This window comes from Arthrobacter sunyaminii, from assembly GCF_018866305.1.
Classification (GTDB): Bacteria; Actinomycetota; Actinomycetes; order Actinomycetales; family Micrococcaceae; genus Arthrobacter_B; species Arthrobacter_B sunyaminii.
In genome coordinates this window covers 3,725,703-3,751,153 of sequence record NZ_CP076456.1, presented here as the reverse complement: position 1 = coordinate 3,751,153, position 25,451 = coordinate 3,725,703, and the positions used below count along the sequence as shown (strand labels likewise).

Below are 25,451 nucleotides of genomic sequence, written 5' to 3'. Positions count from 1 at the left end.
GAATCCACATGGCTGTTGGCGTTTTTGACCTGTTCTCCGTGGGCATCGGCCCGTCGAGCTCACATACCGTGGGCCCGATGCGTGCCGCTGCCGTTTTCGCGGCGGAACTGGTGGACGCCGGCATCCTGGACTCTGTGGCCGGTCTCCGCGTTGACCTGTACGGGTCACTCGCGGCGACCGGCCGCGGCCACGGCACCATGACTGCGGTGCTGCTGGGGCTGGAAGGCTTCGCGCCGGAAAAAATCCTGCCCGAAGAGGTTGAGGAACGCCTCGCGGCCATAGAATCGACCCGCAAGCTGCAGCTGTGCTCCCAGGTCCCCGGTGCCGATGCCTGCGTGCTGGAATACGGGGAAGCGGACATAGTCCTGCATCCGCTCACCGTCCTGCCCCGCCACACCAACGGCATGAAGTTCGCCGCCAGTGCTGCGGACGGGTCGGTGCTGCACGCGGCAACGTTCTTCTCCGTAGGCGGCGGCTTCATTGTGCGCGAGGGTGAAGAAGACGCTGCCCGCGAGGAGCTGGAGTCCACCAAGGCGCAGCTGCCGTTCCCCTTCCGCACCGCCGTCGGCCTGCTGAAACACTGCACCAATAACGGGCTGAGCATCTCAGAAGTAATGCTCGCCAACGAAAAAGCGTCCCGGACCGAGGAAGAGATCCGCTCCGGTCTGCTGCACATCCGCGACGTGATGGAGGAGTGCAAAAACTCCGCCATCGCCCGCACCGGCCTGCTGCCCGGCGGACTGAAGGTCCGCCGTCGGGCTCCCGCCTGGCACACCCGGCTGCGCGCCGAGGATCCGAACCGGGATCCCAAGTTCTGGCAGGAATGGGTGAACCTGGTGGCGCTGGCCGTCAACGAGGAAAACGCCTCCGGCGGACGGGTGGTCACCGCTCCCACCAACGGCGCGGCCGGCATCATCCCCGCCGTCATGTTCTATGCCACCCACTATGGTCCCGGTATGGAAAACGCCACGCAGGAACAGAAGGACGACGTCGTCGTGCGGTTCCTGCTCGCCGCCGGCGCCGTGGGCGTCCTCTACAAGGAGCAGGCCTCCATCTCCGGTGCGGAGGTGGGCTGCCAGGGCGAGGTGGGATCGGCGTCGTCCATGGCCGCTGCGGGACTGGCCGAAATTCTGGGCGGCACCCCCGAACAGGTGGAAAACGCCGCCGAAATCGCGATGGAACACAACTTGGGCCTGACCTGCGATCCCATTGGCGGACTGGTGCAGGTGCCCTGCATCGAACGCAACGCCATCGGTGCCGCCAAGGCCGTGAACGCCGCGAAGATGGCGCTCTGGGGCGACGGCGACCACCGTGTTTCCCTCGATGAAGTCATCGTCACGATGCGGGAAACGGGCCGCGACATGAGTTCCAAATACAAGGAAACCGCCCTTGGCGGACTGGCCGTGAACGTGGTGGAGTGTTGACCCTCAGGACCTTCTGAGGTTTTCCTGTCGGAGAGGACACGCCATGCCCAAGACGGCCAAAAACGGAGCACCCATCAAGGATGAGCTGCCTTCAACTCTGCAGCGCTCCGATTCCAAGGCGCAGGACACCTTCGCGAAGACGTACGACTCGGCCATGGAGGAATACGGCGACGAGGAGCGCGCTGCGCGCACGGCGTATGCATCGCTCAAGCACACCCACGAAAAGGTGGGGGACCACTGGGAGGAAAAGGAAAAGAACGGTCCCTCCGATGCCAAGGCTGCCGAAGGACGGAATTCCGCCAAGCAAACGGCCGGCGGCGTGGACGCAAATGCCTCCAAAGAGCACCTGTATGACCTGGCCTCCAAGCTCGATATTTCCGGCCGCTCAAAGATGACAAAAGATGAGCTGGTGGAGGCACTCCAGAAGGCTAATGCCGCTGCGACCCGGAAATCACGCGAGAGCTGAACCCTGCCCTGCAGGCTTTTGTGAGGCATTAGCGGGTTAACTTATATCCCGATTTGTGATTTGTCTAACACTGCGGTTGTAAGCAAAGCTGGGTCCACGCATTCGACAGCTGGCTTACTGAAACCGAGGTTCGAACGATGAACGCACCCCGATCTGTGCAGATGGCACCCGCTTCCGAGGAAGTAGGGTGGCTCGGCTCGGTTGACGCGGGCATCAACTCGTTCTTCGAGCCGATCACTGAGGTTTTCTCCGCCATCGTGTTCTTTCCCGTCACCGTTGGCGATTTCAGTTTCCCTGCGGTTGTCGCCTGGCTGATTATTGCCGGCATTGTCATCACCGTTTATTTCGGTTTCATCCAGTTCCGCGGCCTGCGGGTTGGAACCCAGGTCATCCGGGGAAAATTCTCCTCCAAGGACGACCCGGGCGAAGTGCCGCACTTTCAGGCCCTGACCTCTGCGCTCTCCGGCACCGTAGGCCTGGGGAACATCGCCGGCGTCGGAGCCGCCATGGCCCTGGGCGGTCCCGGAGCAACCTTCTGGATGATCATCGCCGGTCTCCTGGGCATGGCCACGAAGTTCGCCGAATGCACCCTCGGAGTGAAATACCGCGAAGTCCATGAAGACGGGTCCATCAGCGGCGGCCCCTTCAAGTACCTTCCGGTGGCGTTCAAACGCTTCGGCCGGTGGCCCGCCAAAATCCTGACCGGCACCTTCGCCGTCGCCATCCTGCTCTTTGGCGTGGCTGGCGGCAACATGTTCCAGGCCAACCAGACCTTCGCGCAGGTCCAGAACGTCACCGGCGGCGATGACGGGATCCTCGGCAGCGCCGGAGCAGCCGTGGTGTTCGGGCTGATCCTGGCCGTCGCGGTGGCCGTGGTCATTCTTGGCGGCATCAAGTCGATCGGCGCCACCACCTCCAAGCTCGTGCCGGCCATGGGCGGCATCTACATCCTGGCCTGCCTCGCGGTCATTGCCGTGAACATCGAGAATGTGCCGGCCGCCTTCGGCGCCATCATTGACGGTGCCTTCAAGCCCGAAGGTTTCGCCGGCGGCATCATCGGGGTCATGATTGTTGGCTTCCAGCGTGCCTCCTTCTCCAACGAGGCCGGCGTGGGATCCGCTGCCATCGCCCATTCGGCGGTCAAGACCCGCCGGCCGGTCAGTGAAGGCTTCGTGGCGCTCTTCGAACCGCTCGTGGACACCGTCCTCATCTGCACCATGACCGCCCTCGCGATCATTATGGCCGGCACCCCCAGCCTGCAGGCCGGCATCGACCAGGTCCAGGGCGGAGAAGGCCCGCCCGACGGCGTGATCCTCACCTCGGATGCCTTTGCCACCGTCCTGCCGTGGTTCCCCGTTGTGCTGTCCATCGCCGTCGCGCTCTTTGCCTACTCCACCCTCATCACCTGGTCCTACTACGGGCTGAAGGCCTGGGAATACCTCTTCGGCCGCGGCCGCCGCCGGGAAATCACGTACAAGGTCATCTTCCTGACCTTCACCGTTGCCGGCTGCGTGCTGTCCTTCAGTCAGGTCATCGAATTCACCGACGCAGCACTGTTTGTCTGCGCCTTTGTGAACCTGCTGGGCGTCTACCTCCTGCTTCCGGTCATCAAACGGGAAATGAAGCAATACCTGGCGGACCGCAAGAGCGGAAAGCTGGAAATGCTGGGCATCGAGGAGGATGACATCAAAGAAGCCGCTGCAAACGCCTGAGCGGTTCCTCCTACTTCACGGCACCCATAGACAACCCGCGCACCAGCTGCTTCTGGGCCACCCAGCCGGCAATCACCACCGGCAGGGAGGCAAGGACAGAGGCGGCGGAGAGCTGGGCCAGGTACAGGCCTTCGCTGGTCATCTGGGACACCAGGAAGACCGGCACCGTGGCGGACTTGGCCGCCGTGAGGTTCAGGGCGAAGAAGAACTCGTTCCACGCAAAGATCACGCAGATCAGGGCGGTGGCCGCAAGTCCCGGCGCAACCATGGGCATGAGCACCCGCCACAGGGTCTTCATCAGTCCAGCGCCGTCCATTTGGGCGGCCTCGAGCACTTCGGCAGGCACTTCCTGAAAGAAAGAGCGCATCATCCACACCGCAATCGGCAGGTTCATGGAGGTGTACAGGACCACCAGGGTCCAGATGTTGTCCAGCACCTTCAGCTGCCCGGCAATCACATAGATCGGCATGATGACCGCCACCACCGGGAGCATCCGTGTGGAGATGAAAAAGAACAGCACGTCGGAGGTCTTCTTCACCGGGCGGATGCTCAGCGCATAGGACGCCGGAACCGCCATGATCACCACCAGCAGGGTGGAAATGCCCGTGGCGATCATGGAGTTGACGAAGTAGCTGCCGGCCCCGGCGTCGAGCACTGCGCGGTACTGATCCAGCGTGGGGGCGAAGAAGAAGGTGGGTGGATTGGATGCGGCGGCTGATTCCTGTTTGAAAGAGGTCAGGACCATCCACAGCACGGGTGAGAAAAAGCCGATCGCCAGGATCCAGGTCAGCGCGGTCAGGAGGGAAGCTCCCGTACGGGGTTTGCCCTTCCGCTGCCGTGCGGGGGAGGAGCCGGACGTGGAAGGGGCGCCTTGGGACGGTGCCGGTTCAGTTTGTGTGCTCACGGCTAATCCTTTACGTCGAAGCTGCGGAAGATCAGGCGGAGGGCAAAGGTGGCAATGACAATGGTCGCGATGACCACCACCACGCCCATGGCAGCCGCCTGGCCGATATCGAAGCCCAGGAACGCCCGCTGGTAGATGTAGAACGGGAGGTTGGCACTGGCGGTCCCGGGACCGCCGGCAGTCATCAGATAGATCTGGTCGAAGGTGTTCACCACGTAGATGGCCCCGAGCAGGACACCCAGCTCGATGTACCGGCGCAGCTGCGGAAGAGTGACCGAAATGAACGTCCGCCACCACCCGGCACCGTCAACCTGCGCAGCTTCCAGCACGTCCTTGGGCTGCGACTGAAGACCGGCAAGGACCAGCAGCATCATGAACGGTGTCCATTGCCAGACCAGGGACATGAGGATGGAAGCGATCGGATGCGCTGAGGTCCAGTCCACCGGGGAGATCCCCACCAGTCCGATCAGCCAGTTCAGCAGTCCGTAGCTGGGGTTCAGGATGGATACGGACCACAGCAGGGAACCGGCCACCGGCATGATCAGGAAGGGGGTGATCAGCAGGGTCCGGACCACCCCGCGGCCGGCAAAGGAACGGTCCAGGAGGATGGCGAACACAATGCCCAGAAGCATCGCGAAGAACACGCAGCCCAGGGTGAAGATCACGGAATTCAACGCGGCCTGGCGGAACGTGGAGTCGGCGAAGATTTCGATGTAGTTGGAGAGCCCCACAAAGCGGTCGCCCTCGGGATTGAGCAGGTTCCAGTTCTGCAGCGAGTACCAAATGGTGAAGAGGAACGGAACCTGCGTCACCACCAGGGTGAAGATCAGCGCCGGCAGGAGCGGTCCGCGGCGCCGCCACCCTTCGGCCCTGGACATGCCGCGGGTCTGGCGCTGCTCCGCCTCCCTCCGGACTTTGGCGTGGTGCTTGTCTACCAGGGCGCTCATTTGTTCTCTCCTGACTGGTAGCTTTCCGCAACGGTTTCGGCATAGCGCTGTGATTGTTCAAGCGCTTCGGGCACTGTCTTCTGTCCGGCGATCGCGGCGGAGATCTGTTGGGCAACGCGGGTGCCGAGGTCCTGGAACTCCGGGATGCCCACAAACTGCAATCCCGGATACGGCACTGAACCGGTCATGCTGGTCTCCTGCGAGGCCCCGGCCATGGCCGTCAGCGTGGGTTCCGCATAGGCCCGGGCGACGTCTGCGAATTCGGGAATCTCATAAGTCGACAGCCGGCTGCCGGGCGGGACGCGCTCCCAGCTGATCTTGTCCCCCACCAGCTGGATGTAGTCCTTGTTGGTCATCCAGGAAACAAAGTCCCAGGCAGCATCCTTCTTTTCGCTGGTGGCGGGAATGGCCAGGGACCAGCTGTACAACCAGCCCGAGGAGTCGGTTTCCTGCACGGGGGCCTGGGCGTATCCGGTCTTCCCCACCACCAGGGACGAGGCAGGGTCTTCCACGGTGGAGACCATGGAGGTGGCGTCGTACCACATTGCCGCATTGCCCTGGCTGTACTGGGTCAGGCAATCACCAAAGCCGGACGTGGCCGCACCCGGCTGTCCCGAGTTACGGACCAGATTCACGTAGTCAGTAACGGCGGCCTCCACCTCGGGTGAATCCAGGGTCGCGTTCCAGTCCTGGTCGAACCAGCCTCCGCCGTAGGTATTCATCATGGTGGTCAGGGGTGCCATGACCTCGCCCCAGCCGGCCAGCCCGCGCAGGCAAATGCCGGAAAAGCCGTTGTCCGGGTCATGGAGCCGCTCAGCGAACGCGCTGATGTCCGCCCAGGTGGGTTTGGGCGGCATGACCAGGCCGGCTTCCTCGAACAGATCCTCACGGTAGGCGAGAAAAGAGGATTCCCCGTAGAAGGGAACGGAGTACATGTCGCCTTCGTAGCTGAGGGACTCGCGAATATTCGGAATGAAATCGTCCGGGTCGTAGCCGGGAGTGTTGTCTGCATACTCCTGCAGATTGGTAATCCAGCCATTCTCCGCCCACATGGGCGTCTCATAGTTGGAAATCATGACGACGTCGAACTCCCCGCCGCCGGTGGCCACCGACGCCGTGATCTTGGCACGGGCCTCGTTTTCCGGGAGGGAAACAAATTGGGGGTCCACATCCGGATATTGGGCACGAAATTCGTCTTCGAGGGAGATGGCGTCAGTCATCTGCGGGTTGGACACGATGGCCACCACAATCTCCTCGGGGCCGTCGGCGGAGTCGCTGCCGCATCCTGCCAGTATGAGCGCCAGAGCCGCAGCGCCCGCTGCCGTGCTCCTTCCGGAACTCCGCCTGCGGCCACCGAGCGTGCTGCGTTCTGCTCTCATGCGTCACCTTTGCTCATCTGAGAATTGCATTCTGCTCATTTGCAGGGAACTCTAAACAGATAGACTCGAATGAGCAATAGGTTGCGATCTTTCGAAGACAGGCGGGGTCGAATCATTACCGGTACAGATGCGTCCCATGAGGAATTGCTGGCCAGGATTGGCCGCGACTATTACCTTCACAACCATTCGAAGGTTGATATTGCCCGCCGGTTCGGCATTTCCCGATTTCAGGTCGCCCGTTATCTGGAAGAAGCACGCGCGCTGGGCATTGTGCGCATTGACATCCGTTTCCCCGCCTCCGTCGCGGGCGTGGATCCGCAGCAGCTGGCGGTTGAGCTCGGCGTGGAACGCGTCCGCATCTCGCCGACGGGCGCTGATGACCGCAGCACCCGGGAGGCCATGGCCAGAAGCGCGGCCGAGGAGTTGATGGCGGCGGCGTTCGACGGCGCCACCCTGGGAGTGTCATGGTCCCGGACCCTGGACCTCGCGGCCGGATATGTGACGGACCTGCCGCCCTGCGAAATCGTCCAGCTGGCAGGTGCACTGCCGGTTCCCGGCAGCGGCAATTCACTGGAACTTATTCAATCTCTGGGCAGGCTGGACGGCGTGGAAACCTGGCCGCTTTGGGCGCCGCTGGTGGTGGAAAACGCCGCGACCGCGCAGAGCCTGCGCCGGCAGCCCGAGATTGGCGAGACCCTCGCGCAGGCCAACACCCTGGATGCCGCAATCGTTGCTGTGGGCGCCTGGCAGCCCGGGCTGTCCACCGTGTGGGACCGGGTGGATAACCGCCTGCGCCTGGAGGCCGCCCGGGCCGGGGCGGTTGCCGAATGCTCGGGCCGGCTGCTGGATGCGGCCGGGCATCCGGTGGTCTCAGAGCTGGATGAACGCGTGCTGGCCGTGACCATAGCCCAGCTGCAGCACACGCCCCGGGTGGTGGCCGTGGCCCGGGGTGCCGCCCGCGTTGAGGCGGTGCGTGCGGTACTGGCCGCGGGGTTCGTCACCACCCTCCTGGTGGATGAAGAGCTCGCCGCGGCGCTGTCCGGCGGTGCCCCCGCCTGACAAGCGGGATGGCTTAGGTCGGCCGCCCCGCGGCCAGGTCTTCCAGCGTTGTCCGGGCGCCGTGCTCATGCAGCGAGGCCAAGGCGGCCGTATAGGACTGGACAAAGCGGTCATTGGACGCGAGATCTCCGAAGAGATCCCGGTCTTCAACGAAGGCGAGCGGGTCAGCGCGATTCCGCGCGGCGGCGGCCATCAGGGGCTCGCGGAGCCGGTCTACGACCTCGATTGGTGCGCCCTGCTCGTCCGTTCCCTCGGCGTAGCGCGACCAGCTTGCCACGATCGCTGCCGAGCGGTGGATTTCTCCTCCCGAGGCCAGGTTCTCGCGGATCACCGGCAGCAGCCACTTGGGAATCCGGTCCGAGCTTTCGGCGCACAGTCGGGCCAGTGTGTCGCGGACGTGCTCATTGGAGAACCGTTCGATCAGCCGGTGCCGGTAGGCATCCAGATCCACCCCGGGCAGCGGCGCCAGTGTGGGGGTTGCCTCCCGGACCATGTAATCCAGCAGGAAACCGGAAAACAGCGGATCCTGGCACACTTCGTGGGCGTACCGGTAACCGGCAAGGTAGCCGAAATAGCACAGGGCCTGGTGGCTGGCGTTGAGCAGGCGCAGCTTCATAAGTTCGTAGGGTTCCACATCATCCACCACCTGGACCCCGGCGTCTTCAAAGGGCGGGCGGCCCTGCGGAAAGTGGTCCTCCAGGACCCACTGCTCGAAGTCCTCGCTGACTACCGGCCAGGCGTCCTCCACTTCGAAGTCCCGGGCCACCATCGTCCGGTCCTCATCCGTGGTGACCGGCGTAATCCGGTCCACCATGGAATTGGGAAAGGCTACGTTCTCCTGCATCCAGGCGCCCAACTCCGGATCCCGCAGGGAGGCAAAGGCCGTGAACATTTTCCGGGCCACGTCTCCGTTGCCCTGGATGTTGTCACAGGACATGACCGTGAACGGCGGCAGCCCCCTGTCCCTCCGGCGCTGCAATGCCGCGCAGACCAGCCCAAACACGGTGGTCGGCACGGCGTCCGGCTGCAGATCCTCCGCTACTGCGGGGTTCGCGGCGTTAAATTCGCCGGTCACGTGGTGGAAGTTGTAGCCGCCCTCGGTGATGGTCAGGGAAACGATTCGGGTGCCGGGTGCGGCCATTTTCTCGATGACGGCTTCCGGGTCCTCGGGAGCCAGCAGGTATTCGATAATGGAGCCGATGACGCGGCCCTCACGTGTGCCGTCCGGGTTCTTCAGCACCAGCGTGTACAGGCAGTCCTGCGCATCCATCACCGTCTTCATGGCCGAGTCTCCCGGCAGGACGCCCACGCCGCAGATCGCCCAGTCCCTGGCGCCGCCGTCGTTCATCAGACGGTCCACATACATCGCCTGGTGCGCCCGGTGGAACCCTCCCACCCCGAAATGGACAATGCCCACACTCAGCTCGGAGCGGTCATACCCGGGAACGGAAAGCCGGGCCGGGAGCCCGGACAAGGACGCGGAATTGAGCTTGTTCATGGTTCCACCTGGGGCCTGAGTCGGATAGGTGCGGCTCAATTTATCATGTGAGCAAAAGTGTCCTCTCACATGAGCAGTCGTCCTGCCGATAAGCGGTCCTGACCACTGCCGCCGACGGTGGCCGCCCTCGTTCTCTCGCCGCCACCGTTGACCAATTTGCGGCTTCGGGCCTAGGGTCAACCCATCGTTACCGCGGATGGGGCTGGCTCGGCAACAGTGCGGACGGATGTGAAACAAAGACAAAGGAGTTTTTGTGAGAACACAGCTAGCCGCTTTCCAACAACCGCTCGATCCCATCGGGGATTCCCTGGTCCTCTCCGCGGTTCTTGCGGCGTTGCCGCTGCTGCTCCTGTTTGTCCTGCTGGGAGTCTTCCGGATGAAGGCCTACCAGGCAGGACTCATCTCGCTGGTGCTGTCCATCCTGCTGGCCGTAATCGGCTGGCAGATGCCGGTGGGACAGGTGGCTGCCGCCACCGGACTGGGGGCGTTTTACGCGATCTTCCCAATCCTCTGGATCCTCATCAACGCCCTGTGGATCTATAAGCTCACGGTGGCCACGCCCTGGTTTGAGGTCCTGGGCAGGACCATCCGCTCCATCTCGGATGACCTGCGGATCCTGTCCATCCTGATCGCCTTCTGCTTCGGGGCACTGCTGGAATCCCTCGCCGGTTTTGGCGCACCGGTGGCCATCGCAGCAGCCATGCTCATGGCGGCGGGCATGAAGCCGCTGAAATCGGCCATTGTGGCGCTGCTGGCCAACACCGCTCCGGTTGCCTTCGGCGCCATGGCCGCCCCGATCATCGCACTGAACGGTGTGACCGGCATTCCGCTGCAGGAGCTGTCCTCCATGACCGGGCGGCAGACCCCGTTTATCGCCCTGGTGGTGCCGCTGATCCTGGTCTTCCTGGTGGACGGAAAGCGCGGCCTGAAACAAACCTGGCCGGTGGCCCTGGTGAGCGGATTTGTGTTCGGACTGGCCCAGTTCGTTGCTTCCAACTTCTTCGTCGTGGAACTGACCGACGTCGTGGCGGCCGTTGCCACGGTTATCGCCGTGCTGCTGATGCTCCGCGTCTGGCAGCCGGCGGAAATCATCGGCATGTCCGGCCAGGTGCAGGACGACCGGGAGGTTGCCGCTGATTCGAGGGAAACGGTCGACGCCGCGGGTTCCGGCAGTACAACAGACGTTCTCGACGGATCCGGCACGGCAGAGCCGGTCAAAACCGGCCGCGGGCGGCGCGCGGCCGCCCTGCCGGGAGCAGGCGCAACGGCGGCCGGCTCCGCGGGGACAGACTCCGCGCCCCCGGCGGGCCCCGGGTCCACCAGCAACACCGCCCGTCCCGATGCCCGCAGCGTATGGATGGCCACCGCCCCGTACCTGATCATCATTGTGGTGTTCTCACTGGCCCAGATACCGGCCATCAAAACCTGGCTGACGTCCATCGGCAGTGTCACCTTCCACTGGCCGGGACTGGACGTGGTGGACTCCAACGGGAAGGCCGTTGCCGCCCAGACGCTGCGTTTTGACCACATCCGGGCCACCGGGACCCTGCTGCTGTTCTCCGGGATCCTCACCATGATCCTGTACCGGATCCGGCCCCGCGAAGGCGCGAAGGTGTACGGGGAAACCCTGAAGCAGCTGCGCTGGACCATTGTGACGGTCTGCGCTGTCCTGGCCCTGTCCTTCGTGATGAACCTGTCCGGGCAAACGACCACACTGGGCGTGGCCCTGGCCTCCGCCGGCGGATTCTTTGCCCTGCTCTCACCGCTGCTGGGCTGGATCGGTGTGGCGCTGACAGGTTCCGACACCTCCTCTAACTCGCTGTTCGGCCAGTTGCAGGTGGCAGCGGCCAATGAGACGGGCCTGTCCGCCACCCTGATGGCGGCGTCCAACTCGTCCGCCGGAGTGCTCGGCAAGATGCTCTCCCTGCAGAACCTGGCCATCGCCTCGGCTGCGGTGGGACTGGAAGGTGCAGAGAGCACGCTGCTGCGCAAACTAATCGGCTGGAGTCTGGGCCTGCTGGTGCTGATGACACTGCTGATTTGGCTGCAGTCAACGTCCATTCTCGGTTGGATGGTGCCGTAAATGAGCATCTTCTCCGACTCCGATTCGACCGTGGGGCTGCCGGATCCCGCCCCCAGCGCCACCCTGCTGGGCCTGGCCCCGAACGCGTCCATCGAACCCGGGCACCGCGAGCAGGCCAGCACCGACCGCTCCGGTTTCGTGGCCCAAACGCATCCGGACGGTGTGGTGTTTGCCGAGTCCGCCGAGGACGTGGCGGCAACCCTGCGCCTGGCCACCCTGCACCGCGTGCCGGTGGTGCCCCGCGGTGCAGGCACCGGGCTGGCCGGCGGATCGTCCGCCCGCACGGGTGAAGTGGTGCTGGATGTCTCCCGCATGAACCGGATCCTGCGCATCGACCCGGTGGAACAGCTGGCCGTGGTCCAGCCCGGAGTCCTTAACGCTGAAATCAATGCGGCTGCCGGTGAATACGGGTTGTTCTATGCCCCGGATCCGGCGAGCACGGCCATCTGCTCCATTGGCGGCAACATTGCCACCAACGCCGGCGGCATGCGCTGCGCCAAATACGGCGTGACCCGCGAATCAGTGCTGGCGCTGCGCGTCATCCTCGCCGACGGGCGCGAACTGCGCACCGGACGGGAAACCATCAAAGGGGTCACGGGCTACGACCTGAACGCGCTCATCATCGGCTCCGAAGGAACCCTCGGCGTCGTCGTTGAAGCCACGCTGCGGCTGCGGCCCACGCCGGTGGCCACTGCCACCGTTGCTGCCTTCTTCCCCGACGTCGAAAGCGCCGCCCGCGCCGCGTCGGCTGTGGTGGCCGCGCGCATTCAGCCGTCCATGATGGAACTCATGGACGGGCCCACACTGGAAGCCGTGGATGCAGCCACCGGAACTGATTACCGGTCCCGCGGAGCGGCTTTTCTCCTGGTGCAGACCGACGGCTACGGCGCCTTCCTGGAACAGGACGTGGTGCTGGAAGCCGTGCGCCCCTTCGCGGGCTCCTGCGGAAAGGCAGCCGACGACGACGAGGCAGCGGCCATGGTCAGCGCCCGGCGGGATGCGATCCCGTCGCTGGAACAAATGGGACGGGTGTCCATCGGCGACATCGGCGTGCCGCGGGGAAGGCTGGCCGAAGCCGTTACCGGGCTCGAAGAGATTTCCGCAGCCACCGGGGTCCGGATCTTCACCATCGCCCATGCCTCCGACGGCAACCTGCATCCCATGATCGTGATGGACCCCGAGGACTCGGTCACGGAGGGTCCGGCCAAGGACGCCCTGGGGCAAATGTTCTTCCTCGCGAACCGGCTCGGCGGCACCCTGACCGGTGAACACGGGGTGGGGCTGCTGAAACGCGACTGGGTGGGCGCCGAGCTGGGCGACGTGTCGGTGGGAGTGCAGCACTCCATCCGCCGCGCACTGGATCCGCTGGGCATCCTCAATCCAGGAAAGGCAATCTGACCCTGGGCAGGATCGGGGCCGCCGGCCCGTCGCGGTACCGCGACGGGCCGGCTTTGGGCGGACAGGCTGCGCTCAGCCGCTTCCGGGCAGGGAGCCCCGGGGGCCGGAGGGCTTTAGGCCAGCGCCTCCCGCAGCGCCAGAAAAACCACGTCGCGGGCCAGCGGAAGAGCGCTGAACCGGACTCCCGTGGCATCCCGGACGGCGTTGGCCAGGGCCGGAGCCACGGGGTTGAACGGACTTTCGCTCATCGACTTGGCACCCATGGGCCCCAGCGAGTCGTTGGTCTCTGCAAAGTAGATCTCCGTGCGCGGCACATCCGCGAAGGCCGGCACATGGTATTCGCGCAGGATCTTGGTCTGCACCTCGCCGGTGCTGCTGACCCGGACCTTTTCAAACAGTGCCGCACCCAGTGCCTGGGCAATGCCGCCCTCAATCTGGCCCCGGCACTGCAATGGATTCATGACCACTCCGGCGTCCGCGGCATGCACGCTCTGCAGGATCCGGATTTCACCCGTGCCGGTGTGCACGCCCACCCGGAAGCCCTGCACGTTGAACGCCACGGACCGCGGCGTTCCGCCCCAGCGGCCCTGGGCTGACAGGTCGATTCCGGCCTCCCGTGCGCGGACGGCGACGTCGGCCAGCGCTATCCGCTCGCCGTCGCACTCCACCGCGTCCGGCAGCAACCCCACCTGCGCCGAGGTGTTGGAAAACAGGGAAGCGGCAAAGCCCTTGAGCAAAACAGCCAGTTCCTCTGCCGCCGCGAGGGAAGCCTTGCCCGCCACTACGGTGCCGGTGGAGCCGTAGGCGCCGGTGTCATGTTCCACCAGATCGGTGTCCGACTGCCGGATGACAATCCGGTCCGCGGTGGTGTGCAGCGCGGTGGACGCGAGCTGGGTGTGCACGGTCGTGGTGCCGTTGCCGAACTCGGAGGTGCCGACGTCGAGCCCGTACCGTCCGTCTTCCTGCAGCCGGATCCGGGCGTGGCTCATATGCCCGCGGGGTGGAACCGTGTCGATCATGGCAACGGCGGTGCCGGTGCCAACCCGCCACTCCTCGTCCAGACCTTCGCCGGAGGTTTCCGCGGACAGCTTTCCCCGTTCGAGCGCAGCACGGACCAGTTCCACGCATTGGTCCAGCCCGTAGCTGCCGTAATGCACGTCCTCCGCCGGAACCGGCGCCGTGGAGAGCATGGCGTCCCCCCGGGCGATGACGTTGCGGCGGCGGAACTGAAGCGGATCCATGCCGATGCTGCGCGCCAGCTCATCCATCGCGGACTCGACGGCGAAAATCATCTGGCTCAGTCCGTAGCCGCGGAAGGCTCCGGACGGAACGGTGTTGGTGTAGACGGCCCGCGCGTCGACCTTCTTGTTGTCGCACCGGTATACGGCCACGGACTCGCCGCAGCCGTGGAACATCACGCCCGGGGCATGGTTTCCGTAGGCTCCGGTGTTGGTGGTGACATCCAGCTCCAGTGCGGTCAGTGTGCCGTCCCGGCGTGCTCCGGCCCGCACCCGGACGGAGAACGGATGCCGCACGGTGGTGGCGGTGAACTGCTCCTGCCGGGTCAGCTCCAGCTGCACCGGCCGGTTCAGCTTGATCGCCGCCAGCGCGGCCAGGTCCTCGGTGAGCATCTCCTGCTTGCCGCCGAATCCGCCGCCCACCCGTCCGGTGAGCACCCGCACAGATTCGGGTTTCAGGCCGAACACCCGGCACAACGCCCGCCGGATGAGGAACGGAACCTGCGTGGAGGTGCGCACCACCAGCCGGCCCGCCTCGTCGAAGGAGGCAATGGAGCCATGCGTTTCCAGTGCCATGTGCTGCAGGCGCTGGCTTTCGTAGGTGTTCTCATGCACGACGTCGGCTGCCGCCAGTCCGGCGGCCGTGTCGCCGAGTTCGGAGTGCAGTTCGGCGACGATGTTGCCGGCGGTGCCCGGATGAACCTCGGGTGCGCCGTCGGCCAGGGCGGCGCCGGTGTCCAGGACGGACGGGAGCAGCTCGTATTCCACCCTGAGCGCACGCACGCCTTCGGCAGCGGCGCCCACGGACGCGGCAACAACCGCGGCCACCCGCTGGCCGCGGAAACGGACCACGTCATCCAGGATCCGGGTGTCATCCGGGTCATCGGTATGCAGTTCATGCTGCGCGGTGGAGAACAGCTGCTTCGGGGCATCTTCGTGCGTGAGGACCGCCTCAACGCCGGGCACCGCCAGGGCAGCGCGTGCATCAATGGAAACGATGCGGGCGTGTGCGTGCGGGGAGCGCAGGATTTTCATATGCAGCAGACCGGGCAGCTCCGCTGCCGGCACGTCCATGGTGTACCGGGCGCGGCCGGTGACAATGTCCGGGCCGGCCGGAGCCGGAATGCTGGCGCCCACGGTCCGGGCAACAGGAGAGGTCCCGGCCGGGACATCCACAGTGCGGTGCCCGCAGACTGCGTCCCCGATGGCGCGGTAGCCGGTGCATCGGCAGAGGTTGCCCTTGAGATTCCGGGGCAGGTTCTCTTTCTGCTCCTCGTCGAACGCAGCAGCGGTCATCACCATGCCGGCGGTGCAAAAACCGCATTGGAAGCCCTGTGCGTCCAGGAACTGCTGCTGCATGGGATGCAGTTCCTCCCCATTGGCCAACCCTTCGATGGTGGTGATTTCCCGGCCCTCGGCACGGACTGCCGGATAGAGGCAGCTGTGCACGGGCTTACCGTCAACATGGACGGTGCAGGCACCGCAGTCGCCGGCATCGCAGCCCTTTTTGACGCCCAGATTGCCCTGTTCCCGCAGGAAGGTGCGCAGACACTGGCCGGGGAAGGGCGCGGCCTCCACCTCGGTCTTGTTGATCCGATACGTCACAGCAGCTCCTCCTTCGACCCAGATGCGTTCGAGCGGGATGCGGCCAGCTCGGCCCGGATTTCTTCGGCCAGCCGGTCCGTCATGTAGTGCCGCCATTCGGGCAGGCCGTGGACGTCGTCATGCCAGAGTTCGCCGTCGATCTGCCCGCTGAGTTCCGCCCGGAGTTCGACGGCGGTAGGCAGCGAGGGGAATCGAAGCTGGACCGGACGCTTCGTGGCGGCGGTGATGGTGAGGACAAACCCGCCGTCCTCGTCCAGCCGGCCGATCAGCAGCACCCCGGAGCGGCCCAGATTGGTCAGCGACTGCCGGCGGAACGCGGTCCCGGCCCGCAGGACGGCTGCCGGCAGGGTCACGCTGCGCAGCAGTTCTCCGGGCTCCAGGGCAGTGCGTCCGTCACCGATCACCAGTTCGGCCACCGGGATTTCGCGGGACGTGCCGCCGGGGGAGTGAATCAGCGCAACGCCGTCCAACGCAGCGGTCAGAGCAGTCATGGGGCCGGCGGGCAGGCCGGTGCAGATGTTTCCGCCCACCGTGGAGACGTTCCAGACTTTGAAGGAAGCCACAAAGGAATCGCAGCACAACTGCACCAGATCCAGCGCCCGCCACTCAGCCCGGACGCCGGCAGGAGCTGTGCCGGGAAAGGCGTGCAGGTCCGCGATGGTGCAGGTTGCCGCAATCTCGAGTCCGTCGTCGGACACGCTCAGCGGTTCCCAACCGGCGGCGGTGATGTCCAACAGCCGCTGCAGGGAGTCGCTGCCGTAGGAGAAGAGCACGGTCCCGCCGGCCAGCCAGGCATCTCCGGGACGCCAGTCGCTGGGGTCACTGGTGCGGACCAGTTCGGAAACGGTGGGCATGTCCATAGATAAATCCCTCAATGGCTGACGTGCTGGCGGGTGAACGGATGGATGGGGCCGCTGAGCGCGCGCAGGGGCTGCCCGCTGACGGCGGCACCGGAACGTGCTGCCACTATTTCGGCGAAGACGGACAGTGCGGTTTCCTCGGGTGTCGCGGCCCCGATGTCCAGTCCGATGGGAGAGTGCAGCTTTGCCGTCTCAGTTGCGCTCAGCCCGGCGTCCCGTAACGCGGTCATCCGCTGTTCGTGGCTGCGCCGCGATCCCATGGCGCCGACATAGCCCAAATCCAGGCGCAGCGCCTCGATCAACACCGGGATATCGAACTTGGCGTCATGGCTGAGCACACAGACCACGGAGCGCGCATCCAGGCGTCCCGCCGAGGCTTCCTCTCTCAGGTATTGGTCCGGCCACCGCACCCGCACTTGATGGGCTGCGGGGAAACGTTCCGGAACAGTGAAGGCGGGCCGGGCATCGCAGACGGTCACGTGGTAACCGAGCAGGCGCCCCTGCCGGGCAAGGGCGGCCGAGAAATCATTGGCGCCGATCACCAGCAGCCGGGCAGGCGCAAGCCGGGACTCAAGGAACAACACCGGACCGCCAAGCTCCACGATCCCCGTGCGGCCGGACGCCAGCAGAGGGGCCAGCCGTGCGGCGGCATGCGCCGGGTCCATATCCAGCATCGCAGCCAACGCTGCCCCGTGGTCGGCAAGCAAACCTGCGGTCGAGGCGGCGCGGCGCGGGTCGGGGACCAGCAGCAGCTGTGCCGCATTGTTCTGTGCTGTGCCTCCGGCATCGATTCGCCGGACGAGGGCGCAGGGAGCATCCGGTTTGGGGATGACGGGAAAGGTGCCGGGGTGCAGGAGCTGGATCAGCACCTCCAGGGTGCCGCCGCAGCTGAGCCCGACGGCGAAGGCATCAGTATCGCTGTAGCCAAAGGATTCAACCCGGGGCTGGCCGTCAGCGAGGACCTCCTCGGCCACGGCAACCACAGCGGCTTCCACGCATCCGCCTGAGAGGGACCCAGTGATCCCGCCGGTCTGGTGGATGAGCATGGAGGTGCCAACCGGGCGCGGCACGGATCCGGACGCGCGGACGATGGTTGCGGCGGCGCAGGGAAAGCCGTCCGCCGTGGCCGCAGCCAGTGCGTCAAGCATGTCAAGCATGCGCCCCTACCCTCCAGCGATACCCGCCGGCGGCTGACCGCCACCGGCTAACCAGTAACCAAAGCGGTGAGTTCCCCCTGCCGGAGTAGCCGGGCAGGGGCCTTAAATCCGCAAACAATGACATTGATGAAACATATTAGGGCATTTTTTGGGCCTTATGGCGGGCGGAAAGAAATATAAATGTCAGCACGACAATGTAAATTTCGGCACCGCCGGGAACCAGATCTGCCGTAATTGTTTTCGGTAATTGCACGGAAGCCTACCACGGCAATCCGCCGTGCGGGACACCCCGCTGCTTCATATTCGAAGGGAGGGTGTCACCGTGGATGTATGGTGGTCGCGTGCGGACGGTTAGGCCACCGGCGCAGCAAAACCCGGCCTCCATGCGGGCCGGGTGGTTGGAGCAGGACCCGGCCTCTTGGATCAGCAGACAAGCCCACTGAGCTGGCCCCGGGAGGGGTCTGCATGCCCGAGGATGTCCCATGACTGTTTCCATGCCAGCCGCCGCCGTCGCACCCGCAACCGCACCTGTCGCTTCATCCGCACCTGCACCCGGCAGCGGCCGCTTGTGGGTGAAGAATCCGCTGGCCGCCTTCACCGCCAATGAGCTGGATGCCGCAGGGGGCCTGGTGATTGAGAACGGGGTCATCACCGAGGTGCTGGCCGCCGGGCAGAGTCCCGCCGCGCCCTGCGCAGAGGTGTTTGATGCCTCCGCCCACGTGCTGCTGCCGGGGCTGATCAATACGCACCACCACTTCTATCAAACCCTCACCCGCGCCTGGGCGCCGGTGGTGAACACCCCGCTGTTCCCGTGGTTGAAGAACCTGTATCCGGTGTGGGCGCGGCTGACACCGGCGGATCTGGAGCTGGCCACCACCGTGGCCCTGTCCGAGCTCCTGCTCTCCGGCTGCACCACTGCCGCGGACCATCATTACCTCTTCCCCGACGGGCTGGAGGACGGCATTGACGTGCAGGTGGACGTGGTCCGGAAACTGGGCATGCGGGCCATGCTCACCCGCGGCTCCATGACGCTGGGGGAGGACGACGGCGGCCTGCCGCCGCAGCACACGGTCCAGGCGCCGGACGTGATTCTCGAGGACAGCCGGCGGCTGATCCGGGACTACCACGAGCGCGGCGACGGCGCCGTGATCCAGATTGGCCTGGCCCCCTGCTCGCCGTTCTCGGTGACCCGGGACATCATGCGCGACAGCGCAGCGCTTGCCGAGGAATATGACGTCCGGCTGCACACCCACCTGGCCGAAACCATGGACGAGGAGGCCTTCTGCCTGGAGACGTTTGGGCTGCGGACGGTGGATTACCTGGAGAGTGTCGGCTGGCTGGGGAACCGGACCTGGCTGGCGCACGGTGTGCACTTCAACGACGACGAGATTGCCCGCCTGGGCGCTGCCGGCACCACCGTGGCGCACTGCCCGACGTCGAACATGCGCCTGGCCAGCGGCATCGGCCGGATGGCGGAACTGGAGGATGCCGGCGCTCCGGTAGGGCTGGGAGTGGACGGCTCGGCCTCCAACGACGCCTCCAACCTGATCCTGGAGGCCCGGCAGGCCCTCTATCTGCAGCGGCTGCGCTACGGCGCCGAAGCCATCACGCCCGAACGTGCACTGGGCTGGGCCACCAGGGGATCGGCACGTGCCCTGGGCCGGAAGGACGTGGGCGAACTGGCGCCGGGCCGGCAGGCGGACCTGGCGATGTTCCGGCTGGACGACCTGCGCTTTTCCGGCAGCCATGATCCGCTCTCGGCCCTGCTGCTCTGCGGGGCGGACCGTGCGGACCGGGTGATGGTTGGCGGCAGCTGGCGCGTGGTGGACGGTGCGCTTCCGGGCGTCGATCTGCCGGCGCTGATTGCCCGGCACACCGCGGCGGCCCGGCGGATGGTGGCGGGTTAGGTTTCCGGGATTGTGGCAAGGCCCGGAACCGGAAGCAATGCATTCGGGTAAAAACCGGCGATTGTTTGCACAGAATTAACACCCGTGAAACAAGATGCCGTTTTATTCTGCAACATTTATTTACCTGTTGACAGATTTGCCCGCGCTCGCTCACACTGTCGGAAATAGCAATTCCAACTGCCGGAAACATCGAATCAAGTCGGCGCCGCCGATGGTCAAGGGTGTTCAGCGCCGGCAATGGAACAGATCTACCGAAAGCTGACACCCGTGCGCCCAGAACCACATTTCGAGTCAACCCCGGAAACCGCCGCAGAGTCACCGGTTCCGGACTTCCTGGCAGCCTTCAACACGGCAGGCTATGCCGAGGCTGAAGAAATGCTCCGTCCCTGCCTGGACATTCAACGCTGGTGCAATGAAATTGCTGCAGCCCGGCCTTTCGCCACCCCCGGCGAACTGCTGAGCTTCGCCGAACTGGCGGCGCCGGACTTCACTGAAGCAGAGATCGACGGCGCCCTGGCCCGCCATCCGCGGATCGGCGAGCGCCCCGCCGGAGCGGGCACTGAAGCCACCTTCTCGCGCGGAGAGCAGGCCACGGTCACCGGGCTGGACGACGTCCAGGAGCAGCTGGCCGCCGGCAACCGCGCCTATGAAGACAAGCATGGGCGCGTCTTCCTGATCCGCGCGGCAGGCCGCAGCGCCGAGGAGATCCTCGCCAATCTGCAGGAACGCCTGGAGCACACCCCGGAGGAAGAAGTTCCCCTCATCGCAGGCCAACTGCGGGACATCGCCATCCTGCGCCTGGAAGGACTGCTCTCTTCATGACCCGCAGCCACGTCACCACCCACATCCTGGACACCGCTGCCGGGAAGCCGGCTTCCGGCGTCGCCGTATCGCTTTGGGGGAGCGGGGAAGGCGTCTGGACCCGGATCGGGGACGGAACCACGGACGACGACGGCCGGGTGGGCAGCCTGGGCCCGGAACGGCTGGTGCCGGGAACCTACCGGATTGACTTCGCCACCGGAGAGTACTTTGCCGCCGCCGGCACAGAGACTTTCTTCCCCAGCGTTTCCCTCACTTTTGCCCTGACCGACGCGGGCCAGCACTACCACGTACCGCTGCTGCTGAGCCCCTTCGCCTACTCCACCTACCGAGGAAGTTGAACCATGACTGAAACAACTCAGGCCCCCTCAGAGGAGAGGGCAGACAACACCCGGATTGTCCTCGGCAGCAACCAGTACGGCAAAGCCGAGGTACGCCTGGTCAAGGTCACCCGAGACACCGCCCGGCACCGGCTCGAAGACCTCAGCATCACCAGCCAGCTGCACGGCGACTTCGAAGCCGCGCACACGGAGGGGGACAACTCCCACGTAGTGGCCACCGATACCCAGAAGAACACCATCTACGCCTTCGCCCGCGACGGCGTCGGGTCACCGGAGGAGTTCCTGCTGCGCCTGGAGCAGCATTTCACCGGCGGATTCGACTGGGTTTCCGGAGGCCGCTGGGCCGCCGAACAGTACTTCTGGAACCGGATCAGCGACCACGATCACGCCTTTGCCAAGGACAAGTCCGAGATCCGCACCGCGGTGCTGGTCTCCGAAGCCGGCCGGCAGCACCTGGTCTCCGGCATCAGCGGCCTGACCGTCCTGAAGTCCACCGGCTCCGAGTTCTCCGGCTTCCCCCGGGACCGCTACACCACCCTGGCTGAGACCACTGACCGGATTCTGGCCACGGATGTCACCGCCAAGTGGCGCTACGCTCCGGACACGGACGTGAGCAGCCTGGACTTCAACGCTCTCTACGCCTCCGCCCGCACCCTGCTCCTGGACGCCTTCGCCAACACGCACTCCCTGGCCCTGCAGCAGACCATGTTTGAAATGGGCAAGGCCGTCATCACCGCCCACCCGGAGATTGACGAGGTCCGGCTCTCGCTGCCGAACAACCACCACTTCCTGGTGGACCTGGCACCGTTTGGCCTGGACAATCCCAACGAGGTCTTCTTCGCCGCGGACCGCCCGTACGGTTTGATCGAAGCCTCCGTGCTGCGCGAAGGTACGGCCGCCGATTCGCCGGTCTGGAATACCGTGGGCGGTTTCTGCTGATGAGCCGCAAACAGCGCTCCAATGCCGCCGGCACGGTCGGCACCGCAGCCCGTCCGGAAGACGCCCGGTTGCCGCTGGGCAGCACCTTCGCCTACGGCTTCCAGCATGTGCTCACCATGTACGGCGGGATCATCGCCCCGCCGCTGATTGTCGGCACCGCTGCCGGACTGGATCCCGCCGACGTCGGCATGCTCGTGGCTGCCTGCCTCTTCGTCGGCGGCCTGGCCACCCTGCTGCAGACCATCGGCATCCCGTTCTTCGGCTCCCAGCTGCCCCTGGTCCAGGGCGTTTCCTTCGCCGGTGTGGCCACCATGACGGCCATTCTCGACGGCGGCGGCGGCCTGCAGTCCGTTTTCGGAGCGGTGATCGTTGCTTCCCTGGTGGGGCTGCTGATCACCCCGGTGTTTGCCAAGGTGATCCGCTTCTTCCCGCCGGTGGTCACCGGTGTCGTGATCACCACCATCGGCCTGACACTGATGCCCGTGGCCGCCAACTGGGCCATGGGCGGCAGCAGCGCCGCCCCGGACTACGGCAGCGTCTCCAACATTGGCCTGGCCGGACTGACCCTGCTGCTGGTGCTGCTGCTGAGCAAGCTCGGCAATTCCGCCATTTCCCGGCTCTCCATCCTCCTCGCCATTGTGCTGGGCACCATCTTCGCCGTGGTGACCGGCAAAGCTGATTTCTCCGCCGTGGGCAGCGGTGCAATCTTCGCCGTCCCGGAGCCCTTCGCCTTCGGCATGCCCACCTTCGAGGCCGCCGCCATCATCTCCATGGTGATCGTCATCCTGGTGACCCTGACCGAAACCACCGCGGACATCATCGCAGTGGGCGAGATCGTGGAAACCAAGGTGGACTCCAAGCGCATTGCCAACGGACTGCGCGCGGACATGCTCTCCAGCGCGCTGTCCCCGGTGTTCAACTCGTTTACGCAGAGCGCTTTTGCCCAGAATGTGGGGCTGGTGGCCATCACCGGCGTCAAGAGCCGGTTTGTGGTTAGCGCCGGCGGCCTGATCCTGGTCATCCTTGGCCTCCTGCCGGTCCTGGGCCGGGTGGTGGCGGCGGTTCCGACGCCGGTGCTCGGCGGCGCCGGGATTGTCCTGTTCGGCACGGTGGCGGCGAGCGGCATCCGCACCCTGGCCAGGGTGGATTACCGCAACAACATGAACTTCATCATTGTGGCCACGTCCATCGGGTTCGGCATGATCCCGATTGCCGCACCCACCTTCTACGACGAGTTCCCCGACTGGTTCGGCACCATCTTCCATTCGGGCATCAGCTCCGCCGCCGTGATGGCCATCCTGATGAACATCCTCTTCAACCACATCCGGACCGGAAACCCGAAGGACCCCTCCGTGTGGGCCGAAGGCGCCAACCGCATCGTGCGCCTCGAGGACACGGCGGCGCTGAAAGAGGGCGACCACGTGCTGGACGGAAAACTGCTCGACGCCGACGGCCGGGAAATTTCGCTGGCCGCCACCGGTACCGCTGAAACCGATTCCCACTAGGACCATGACTTTGAACCCCTCGCCTCCGTCCACTGAGCCCGCACCCGTCCTCGGCGCCGCGCACCTGCAAAGGCTCGATGCCGTGCTGGCGGACACGGACCGGCTGCTGGCCGGCAACTACCCCGGTGACGCCGGCACCCGCCAGCCCGTGCACACCGTCTACATCCCGGCGGACCGCTGCGTGCCGGCCCTGCCGTCAGGCTGGGGGAGAGACGGGCTTGCGGCCGTCGAGGCGCAGGGCTCACTCGGGCAGGGCGGCCGTGGCGGTTTGCCGGGCCTGGCCGAACTGGCGGGCCTGGACGCCGGGCTGGCAGCCGCCGTCGTGCCCCTTGTGGAGGCGAAGCTGCGCACCGAGCCGATCGAGGACCTGCGCCTGGACTTCGAGGACGGCTACGGCATCCGGCCGGACGCGGAAGAGGACAGCCATGCCGTGCTGGCCGCCGCCGCCGTGGCGGACGCGGTGGCTGCCGGGACCGCGCCGCCGTTCATCGGGATCCGGTTCAAGTGCTTTGAAGCGGCCACCCGGGCCCGCGGTGTCCGGACCCTGGACCTGTTCCTCGCCGGCCTGCTGGCGGCCGGAAAACTGCCCGACGGGCTGGTGCTGACCTTGCCCAAGGTGTCCACCGTGGAACAGGTGGAGGCCATGGTCTACATCTGCGGGCAGCTCGAAGAGGCCCACGGTCTGGAACCGGGACGGCTGCGGTTTGAAGTGCAGGTGGAAACCCCGCAGCTGATCCTGGCCGCCAACGGCACCGTGCCCGCGGCGCAGCTGATCCACCGCGGGCGGGGCCGCGTTTCGGCCCTGCACTACGGCACCTACGACTACAGCGATTCGGTGCAGATTGCCGCGCAATACCAGTCCATGGAGCACCCGGCCGCTGACTACGCCAAGGCCGTGATGCAGGTGGCGGCTGCCGGGACCGGAGTCCGGCTCTCGGACGGCTCCACCAACATCCTGCCGCTGGGCACCCCCGGGGAAATCCGGTCCGCCTGGCAGCTGCACGCCCGGTTGGTGCGCCGCTCGCTGGAACGCGGCTTCTATCAGGGCTGGGACCTGCACCCCGCGCAGCTTCCCACCCGTTTCCTGGCCACCTATGCCTTCTACCGGGAGGGATTCGACGCCGCTGCCCGGCGGCTGGACACCTACGTCCGGAAACAGGTTGGCACTGTCCTGGATGAACCCGCCACCGCCCGGGCACTGGCCCGGTTTGTGCACCGCGGCCTGCTCTGCGGAGCCCTGACCGAAGCGGAAATTGAACAGGGCACAGGGCTGACCGGCGTCGAACTCGCCGCGCTCGCCCATCCCCAAACTGCCGTATCGCCCATCAAAGAGAAGGTCCGCTAGATGAACACCCCGCAGCACAACGCCCAACACCGCGGCACCCCGCGCTACTACTCCGCGGCAGGCGGCCTGCCGGCCCAGACCGAACTGCTCACCGGAAGAGCGGCGGTGACCGAGGCGTACACCGTGATTCCGCGCGGCGTGCTGCGGGACATTGTCACCAGCGTGCTGCCCGAATGGACCGATACCCGCACCTGGATCCTGAACCGGCCGGTGGCCGGCGGCGCCACCACTTTCGCCCAGTACCTGGTGGAGGTTGCCCCGGGCGGCGGCTCCACCTCACCGGAACCGCAGCCAACCGTGGAATCCTTCGTCTTTATCCTCGAGGGCACGCTGACCGTCCGCCTGCACGGCGAGGACCATGTCCTGGCTCCCGGCGGATTCGCCTACCTGCCGCCTGACGCACAGTGGAGTGCCTTCAACGAATCCAGGGAACCGGTCAAGTTCCAGTGGATCCGCAAGGCCTATCAGCCGCTGGCGGGCCACACCCCGCAGCCGGTCTTCGGCAACGAGGCGGACATCGAGCCCACGCCCATGCCGGCCACGGACAACAAATGGCGCACCACCCGGATGATCCCCGTGGATGACGTCGCCTATGACATGCATGTCAACGTGGTGACGTTTGAACCCGGCGCCGTCATTCCGTTTGCTGAAACCCATGTCATGGAACACGGGCTGTACGTGCTGGAGGGCAAGGCCGTGTACCGGCTGAACCAGGACTGGGTGGAGGTGGAAGAGGGCGACTACATGTCCCTGCGCGCCTTCTGCCCGCAGGCCTGTTACGCCGGCGGCCCGTCGAACTTCCGCTACCTCCTCTATAAGGACGTCAACCGCCAGATCCTGCTCGGCGGCCAGCCGTGACCGCTGA

The 25,451-nt window shown here is 65.6% G+C and carries 20 protein-coding genes; 13 read left to right on the top strand and 7 right to left on the bottom strand.

The window, feature by feature from the left end:
• Window positions 1-8: 8 nt before the first annotated feature.
• From KG104_RS17095 to KG104_RS17085, 3 genes are all read left to right on the top strand, one after another.
• On the top strand, window positions 9-1,424 hold the full coding sequence (locus KG104_RS17095) for an L-serine ammonia-lyase (protein ID WP_207348242.1): 1,416 nt from the start codon (window positions 9-11) through the stop codon (window positions 1,422-1,424).
• A gap of 43 nt (window positions 1,425-1,467) precedes the next feature.
• Window positions 1,468-1,890, top strand: coding sequence for a ChaB family protein (locus tag KG104_RS17090; protein WP_207348243.1), 423 nt, complete (start codon window positions 1,468-1,470; stop codon window positions 1,888-1,890).
• Window positions 1,891-2,027: 137 nt separating this feature from the next.
• Window positions 2,028-3,602, top strand: a complete 1,575-nt coding sequence (locus tag KG104_RS17085; RefSeq protein ID WP_207348244.1) for an alanine/glycine:cation symporter family protein — start codon at window positions 2,028-2,030, stop codon at window positions 3,600-3,602.
• Between the two features lie 10 nt (window positions 3,603-3,612).
• On the opposite strand, the gene KG104_RS17080 is transcribed toward KG104_RS17085, so the two are convergent.
• From KG104_RS17080 to KG104_RS17070, 3 genes are all read right to left on the bottom strand, one after another.
• Window positions 3,613-4,506, bottom strand: a complete 894-nt coding sequence (locus KG104_RS17080; RefSeq protein ID WP_207348245.1) for a carbohydrate ABC transporter permease — start codon at window positions 4,504-4,506, stop codon at window positions 3,613-3,615.
• A 2-nt stretch (window positions 4,507-4,508) separates the two neighbouring features.
• Window positions 4,509-5,384 (bottom strand): carbohydrate ABC transporter permease, encoded by an 876-nt coding sequence (locus tag KG104_RS17075; protein WP_372434199.1) that lies wholly within the window; start codon window positions 5,382-5,384, stop codon window positions 4,509-4,511.
• A 65-nt stretch (window positions 5,385-5,449) separates the two neighbouring features.
• Window positions 5,450-6,832, bottom strand: a complete 1,383-nt coding sequence (locus KG104_RS17070; RefSeq protein WP_104053323.1) for an ABC transporter substrate-binding protein — start codon at window positions 6,830-6,832, stop codon at window positions 5,450-5,452.
• 69 nt (window positions 6,833-6,901) lie between these two features.
• Here KG104_RS17070 and KG104_RS17065 point away from each other — a divergent pair, with 69 nt between their 5' ends.
• Window positions 6,902-7,891, top strand: a complete 990-nt coding sequence (locus tag KG104_RS17065) for a sugar-binding transcriptional regulator (RefSeq protein ID WP_104053322.1) — start codon at window positions 6,902-6,904, stop codon at window positions 7,889-7,891.
• A 13-nt stretch (window positions 7,892-7,904) separates the two neighbouring features.
• Here KG104_RS17065 and KG104_RS17060 read toward each other — a convergent pair whose 3' ends face one another.
• Window positions 7,905-9,389 carry a mannitol dehydrogenase family protein gene (locus KG104_RS17060; RefSeq protein WP_207348246.1) on the bottom strand — a complete coding sequence of 495 codons (1,485 nt, stop codon included), beginning with the start codon at window positions 9,387-9,389 and terminating at the stop codon, window positions 7,905-7,907.
• Window positions 9,390-9,642: 253 nt separating this feature from the next.
• Here KG104_RS17060 and KG104_RS17055 point away from each other — a divergent pair, with 253 nt between their 5' ends.
• Entirely contained in the window at window positions 9,643-11,472 is a 1,830-nt protein-coding gene (locus tag KG104_RS17055; RefSeq protein WP_104160104.1) for an L-lactate permease, read from the top strand.
• Window positions 11,473-12,870 carry an FAD-binding oxidoreductase gene (locus KG104_RS17050; protein ID WP_104053319.1) on the top strand — a complete coding sequence of 466 codons (1,398 nt, stop codon included), beginning with the start codon at window positions 11,473-11,475 and terminating at the stop codon, window positions 12,868-12,870.
• Window positions 12,871-12,983: 113 nt separating this feature from the next.
• Here KG104_RS17050 and KG104_RS17045 read toward each other — a convergent pair whose 3' ends face one another.
• From KG104_RS17045 to KG104_RS17035, 3 genes are read right to left on the bottom strand one after another with little or no spacing between them, the layout of a single operon-like run.
• A complete protein-coding gene (locus tag KG104_RS17045) occupies window positions 12,984-15,713 on the bottom strand; it encodes a molybdopterin-dependent oxidoreductase (RefSeq protein ID WP_237688623.1) in 2,730 nt (909 codons plus the stop codon).
• On the bottom strand, window positions 15,710-16,573 hold the full coding sequence (locus KG104_RS17040) for an FAD binding domain-containing protein (RefSeq protein WP_207348248.1): 864 nt from the start codon (window positions 16,571-16,573) through the stop codon (window positions 15,710-15,712). Before KG104_RS17040 ends, KG104_RS17045 begins: the two co-directional genes overlap by 4 nt.
• An 11-nt stretch (window positions 16,574-16,584) precedes the next feature.
• Window positions 16,585-17,730: an XdhC family protein gene (locus tag KG104_RS17035; RefSeq protein WP_207348249.1), complete on the bottom strand. Its 1,146-nt coding sequence runs from the start codon at window positions 17,728-17,730 to the stop codon at window positions 16,585-16,587.
• 482 nt (window positions 17,731-18,212) lie between these two features.
• On the opposite strand from KG104_RS17035, the gene KG104_RS17030 reads away from it, so the two are divergent.
• The 7 genes from KG104_RS17030 to KG104_RS17000 all read left to right on the top strand — a co-directional run bounded on the left by KG104_RS17030 (window position 18,213) and on the right by KG104_RS17000 (window position 25,444).
• Window positions 18,213-19,637 carry an 8-oxoguanine deaminase gene (locus KG104_RS17030; protein WP_372434193.1) on the top strand — a complete coding sequence of 475 codons (1,425 nt, stop codon included), beginning with the start codon at window positions 18,213-18,215 and terminating at the stop codon, window positions 19,635-19,637.
• Window positions 19,638-19,970: 333 nt separating this feature from the next.
• A complete protein-coding gene (uraD, locus tag KG104_RS17025; protein ID WP_273545221.1) occupies window positions 19,971-20,459 on the top strand; it encodes a 2-oxo-4-hydroxy-4-carboxy-5-ureidoimidazoline decarboxylase in 489 nt (162 codons plus the stop codon).
• A complete protein-coding gene (gene uraH / locus KG104_RS17020) occupies window positions 20,456-20,797 on the top strand; it encodes a hydroxyisourate hydrolase (RefSeq protein ID WP_207348251.1) in 342 nt (113 codons plus the stop codon). The genes uraD and uraH overlap by 4 nt, the downstream gene beginning before the upstream one ends.
• A 3-nt stretch (window positions 20,798-20,800) precedes the next feature.
• The gene (gene pucL, locus KG104_RS17015; protein ID WP_207348252.1) at window positions 20,801-21,736 is read left to right on the top strand and encodes a factor-independent urate hydroxylase; all 936 of its coding nucleotides are present in this window, start codon (window positions 20,801-20,803) and stop codon (window positions 21,734-21,736) included.
• Window positions 21,736-23,241 (top strand): nucleobase:cation symporter-2 family protein, encoded by a 1,506-nt coding sequence (locus KG104_RS17010; protein ID WP_207348253.1) that lies wholly within the window; start codon window positions 21,736-21,738, stop codon window positions 23,239-23,241. Before pucL ends, KG104_RS17010 begins: the two co-directional genes overlap by 1 nt.
• 4 nt (window positions 23,242-23,245) lie before the next feature.
• Window positions 23,246-24,586, top strand: a complete 1,341-nt coding sequence (locus KG104_RS17005; RefSeq protein WP_207348254.1) for a DUF6986 family protein — start codon at window positions 23,246-23,248, stop codon at window positions 24,584-24,586.
• The gene (locus tag KG104_RS17000) at window positions 24,587-25,444 is read left to right on the top strand and encodes a bifunctional allantoicase/(S)-ureidoglycine aminohydrolase (protein WP_207348255.1); all 858 of its coding nucleotides are present in this window, start codon (window positions 24,587-24,589) and stop codon (window positions 25,442-25,444) included.
• The last annotated feature ends 7 nt before the right edge of the window (window positions 25,445-25,451 follow it).

What these genes read in the sequence shown, in the direction of transcription:
- KG104_RS17095 (WP_207348242.1), top strand. Translation starts at nt 9, where the DNA reads ATGGCTGTTGGCGTTTTTGACCTGTTCTCCGTGGGCATCGGCCCGTCG.
- KG104_RS17030 (WP_372434193.1), top strand. Translation starts at nt 18,213, where the DNA reads ATGACTGTTTCCATGCCAGCCGCCGCCGTCGCACCCGCAACCGCACCT.
- KG104_RS17035 (WP_207348249.1), bottom strand. Translation starts at nt 17,730, where the DNA reads ATGCTTGACATGCTTGACGCACTGGCTGCGGCCACGGCGGACGGCTTT.
- KG104_RS17085 (WP_207348244.1), top strand. Translation starts at nt 2,028, where the DNA reads ATGAACGCACCCCGATCTGTGCAGATGGCACCCGCTTCCGAGGAAGTA.
- KG104_RS17070 (WP_104053323.1), bottom strand. Translation starts at nt 6,832, where the DNA reads ATGAGAGCAGAACGCAGCACGCTCGGTGGCCGCAGGCGGAGTTCCGGA.
- pucL (WP_207348252.1), top strand. Translation starts at nt 20,801, where the DNA reads ATGACTGAAACAACTCAGGCCCCCTCAGAGGAGAGGGCAGACAACACC.
- KG104_RS17005 (WP_207348254.1), top strand. Translation starts at nt 23,246, where the DNA reads ATGACTTTGAACCCCTCGCCTCCGTCCACTGAGCCCGCACCCGTCCTC.
- KG104_RS17065 (WP_104053322.1), top strand. Translation starts at nt 6,902, where the DNA reads ATGAGCAATAGGTTGCGATCTTTCGAAGACAGGCGGGGTCGAATCATT.
- KG104_RS17040 (WP_207348248.1), bottom strand. Translation starts at nt 16,573, where the DNA reads ATGGACATGCCCACCGTTTCCGAACTGGTCCGCACCAGTGACCCCAGC.
- KG104_RS17075 (WP_372434199.1), bottom strand. Translation starts at nt 5,384, where the DNA reads ATGTCCAGGGCCGAAGGGTGGCGGCGCCGCGGACCGCTCCTGCCGGCG.
- KG104_RS17050 (WP_104053319.1), top strand. Translation starts at nt 11,473, where the DNA reads ATGAGCATCTTCTCCGACTCCGATTCGACCGTGGGGCTGCCGGATCCC.
- uraH (WP_207348251.1), top strand. Translation starts at nt 20,456, where the DNA reads ATGACCCGCAGCCACGTCACCACCCACATCCTGGACACCGCTGCCGGG.
- KG104_RS17060 (WP_207348246.1), bottom strand. Translation starts at nt 9,389, where the DNA reads ATGAACAAGCTCAATTCCGCGTCCTTGTCCGGGCTCCCGGCCCGGCTT.
- KG104_RS17000 (WP_207348255.1), top strand. Translation starts at nt 24,587, where the DNA reads ATGAACACCCCGCAGCACAACGCCCAACACCGCGGCACCCCGCGCTAC.
- KG104_RS17090 (WP_207348243.1), top strand. Translation starts at nt 1,468, where the DNA reads ATGCCCAAGACGGCCAAAAACGGAGCACCCATCAAGGATGAGCTGCCT.
- KG104_RS17010 (WP_207348253.1), top strand. Translation starts at nt 21,736, where the DNA reads ATGAGCCGCAAACAGCGCTCCAATGCCGCCGGCACGGTCGGCACCGCA.